This is a genomic window from Salinivibrio sp. HTSP (assembly GCF_003390965.1).
In the GTDB taxonomy this organism is placed as follows: Bacteria; Pseudomonadota; Gammaproteobacteria; order Enterobacterales; family Vibrionaceae; genus Salinivibrio; species Salinivibrio kushneri.
In genome coordinates, this window is the sequence record NZ_PXUD01000092.1 from 1 (window position 1) to 2321 (window position 2321).

General features: G+C 39.7%; 1 protein-coding gene. It reads right to left on the reverse strand.

The genetic code is table 11. The features are described 5' to 3' along the window. Nucleotides 1-18: 18 nt before the first annotated feature. Entirely contained in the window at nucleotides 19-1599 is a 1581-nt protein-coding gene (locus C7A19_RS14140) for a WG repeat-containing protein (RefSeq protein ID WP_116645199.1), read from the reverse strand. Nucleotides 1600-2321 lie beyond the last annotated feature (722 nt).

Sequence of the window (2321 nt, forward strand, 5' to 3'; positions counted from 1 at the left end):
TCCATTGGGATCAGTGCGTTAGGTGAATGATTTGATCAACAACGCCCTTACCGATTCATCATCACAGTTATCTGAAAAAGATGTTGGCCAAACGATTTCACCGACAGCACTCTTAATTACAAATTTCTCGCACATTAACTCTTTATAGACAATCCAGCGACCATTCTTATCTATATAACCTTTAACATCGTAGCCATCTTTGACTTGAGCATATCCTTTCTTCGGATAAAAACTAATGTATTCAAATTTACCGAATTTAAGAGGTATCGTCACATCGCCCTTCGAGTCAATGACGCCTCTTTTTCCATCAATGACAACAACAGAAAAGCCTTCTTGACTGAATTTTTTTACGCTGTCATATTTAGGCTTAATGACGACATTACCATTTGTATCGAAAAAGCCCCACTTACCATTTCTGCTCTCGAAAGCAGCCAGGCCATTATCTGAAAAATCGCGTAAATCACTGTAAGCGAACGATGGACGAAGGGAAAATTCCCCCTTTTCATCAATATAGCCATGCTTTTCACCAACTACAGCAAGGGCGAGACCTACAGCAGAAAACTGGCCTGCACGGTCAAACTTTTCGTCAATAACGAGCTTTCCTGTATCATCAACATAGCCCCAGCTATCCGATCTGTCCGAAGTTCTTACAGCGGCCAAACCATTTGATCCGAATCCTTTAATTTCTCTGTAATTGGTTTCGATAACATTAAAATCAGTTGAATCAACATAACCAACATACGTTCTAACAGTGGTGCTTCCTTCCAATACTCTCAGGTCATGGTTTGTATTTGATGGGTTCACAAAGCCTTCAACACTGGCAATGGTCTCTCCGTTTTTATTGATCAACAATGCCTTAGAAGAGCCATGAATTATTGCACGACCATCATTAAATTCTTCGGGAGAGCCATAGTCATCATATTTTGCTGGAATAACTAACTCTGCATCGGAGTTAATATAACCCCATCTTCCATTAATCTTAACAGCAGCAAAGCCTTCGGAAAAATCTTTAACCTCTTCAAATTGTGGCGGAATAATGTAGTCTCTGATTTTTGGATCGTAAAACCCTCCTTCAAAGGCAATCCATCGCTCAGAATCATTGTTGCTTTTGTCTATTTTTTTATAGGCCAGCGGTTGATTTTCCAAATAGTTTTGAAATCGCTTATCCACCAAGTCCCTGCCAACAGTTGTAGCGAACAAAATACCCACCAAAAGTAATACTGGGCTTTTGTAAAAAGCTATTTTAGGCACTTCGTTTTTTAGATAGACTAAATAAGCCAAAAATCCTGGTAAAAAAAACAATAGATAACCAGAAACAAATCCTGTAAGCGCAGCTAAAACCCCATCCTCGTATAAAAGTAATGCAATAATAGAGGATGCCAACAATGGGGCGCCGAGCAGAAACTCTCTTGCCCATTTGGAATTAGACTTCATCAATTTAATATTAATCAGTGCTGCAAAACCAATTGCCCCTACAAGTGCAATCTCTAATTCTTGCACCCAAAGCGCGAAGATAAAAGGAACACCAGCCGCTAATATAAATGCAAAGACATTTACCCAAAACGCAACTTTTTCTAACTTAGTCTCGGAATTTATCATACTGCCCCTCCCAAATGACGAACCCAATCCGGGTGCTATTCTGGAGAGCGGCTGCTGGTTATAGTACTTACAGCCGCTTCCTTTCTCCTTGCGCTACCTTCTAATGAGCAACACGGACTAAAACCGTGGTCCTAACCTCATTATTTAACTTCAAATATCCAAAAAGAATACCCAACCCAACCTACATACTTTCCAGGCTCAAGCAAGTCATCAAATTTATAGTATCCTCCTTTTTCGTTGGTCATTTTTTTTTCCTGAAACTCTGTCAGCGGCATAGTAAAAGGTATCATCCTTGGACGCATTTCCATTGTTCCAAAAAAAACTCTCCCGGCCACTAAGTTTTCTTTCTTTCAGCTTGTGAAGGGTCAAACTCCTAAAATCATAATCCCCTTTAATAAAAAACCCTTGCACGTCACTACTAGATAATTTAGCACTAGGAGTAGAGTCTAAAACATAATAATAACGCTTTGGGTACATAGCCCCACTAACTCTCCCTGTTTTTGATATATTAGTTCTAGCTGCTTTCACTTCCTCCAAGGCTACATATTTATCTCCAGTGGTCCATACGTAACCCTGAGGAATCCCCTGATGATTTAGATAAAAATCATCAACTTAAGGTAGATGCACATCCTGTTATGTGATCAAATGATTTCGCCAAAAAACAAGCAACCAGATAGGCGTTGTTGATCAAATCATTCACCTAACGCACTGATCCCAATGGA

What these genes read in the sequence shown, in the direction of transcription:
- C7A19_RS14140 (WP_116645199.1), bottom strand. Translation starts at nt 1,599, where the DNA reads ATGATAAATTCCGAGACTAAGTTAGAAAAAGTTGCGTTTTGGGTAAAT.